Here is a 1,092-nt window from a genome sequence, read left to right on the forward strand (position 1 = left end):
TATGGATTTATTGATTCAGCAAACTGTCAACGGATTCACATTAGGAAGCATTTATTGCTTGGTCGCGTTAGGACTCACCCTTATTTATGGCATCATGGAGGTGCCGAACTTTGCCCATGGCCATTTATACATGGTGGGAGGGTATGTTACCTTTTTCATGATGACGCTGTATGGAATCAACTACTGGGTGTCAGCCATCATTTCCGGTATCGTCTTAGCCGTCCTTGGTATTTTATTAGAGCGAATAGTGTTCAATCCTATGCGTAACAGTCCAAGCTCCAATAAATTCATTGCCGCAGTGGGCGCTATGTTGTTTCTTGAAGCCTCAGCCCGAGTGCTCTGGGGTTCTGATTTTCGTAGTATCCCGGCCATCTATGACAAAGTGGTTGTGATTGGTGGAGTTAGACTGACCGAACAACGACTGATCATCATCGCGGGAGCGGTCATCTTAATGATAGCCCTTTATGTGTTTATAAAACATACAATGGTCGGATCGACGATTGAGGCTATGGCCCAAAATAGGGAGGGTGCCAGTCTCGTCGGAATTGACGTCAACCGAGTGGCGATGCTGACGTTTGCTGTAGCCTCAATCTTGGCTTCAGCAGCTGCCTCCTTAGCCGGACCGATTTTCCTAGTCTATCCTGGCATGGGTTCGCTGATCATTATGAAGGCCTTCGTGATCATTGTGATCGGGGGAATGGGCAGCATTCCGGGAGCCGTGCTCGGCAGTTTCATACTGGGATTAACGGAAAGCCTCGGCGCTACCTATCTATCGAGTAATTATAAAGATGTCGTGGCCTTTGCGATTCTGGTCTTAATCCTTTCCATCAAACCCTCAGGCCTTTTTGCAAAGGGGGCCAGATAAGTGCTTGACGTTATGAAAAAATCAAAAACTAAGCTCATTGCCTATGGCGTGCTCTTAGCCGTCGCCATCGCGTTTCCCTTTATAAGTCCCAATCGATATTATCTAACTGTCGTGACCCTAGGCTTTATCTATGCGATTGCAGTCTATGGTTTAAACTTAATCGTCGGTTATTTAGGGCAGCTTTCTCTGGCCCAAGCCGGATTTTTTGGACTCGGGGCCTATGTGTC

Annotated in this window: 1 protein-coding gene and 1 pseudogene; both read left to right on the forward strand. The window is 47.1% G+C overall.

Annotated elements, in window-relative coordinates; all coding sequences use genetic code 11:
• A partial coding sequence (locus ACYQ3Q_RS28260; RefSeq protein ID WP_459930259.1) for a branched-chain amino acid ABC transporter permease occupies positions 1–865 on the forward strand: 865 nt, incomplete at its 5' end.
• Positions 866–1,092 (forward strand): annotated as a pseudogene (locus ACYQ3Q_RS28265) (hypothetical protein); the annotation flags it as partial.

The organism is Desulfosporosinus burensis, assembly GCF_054657535.1.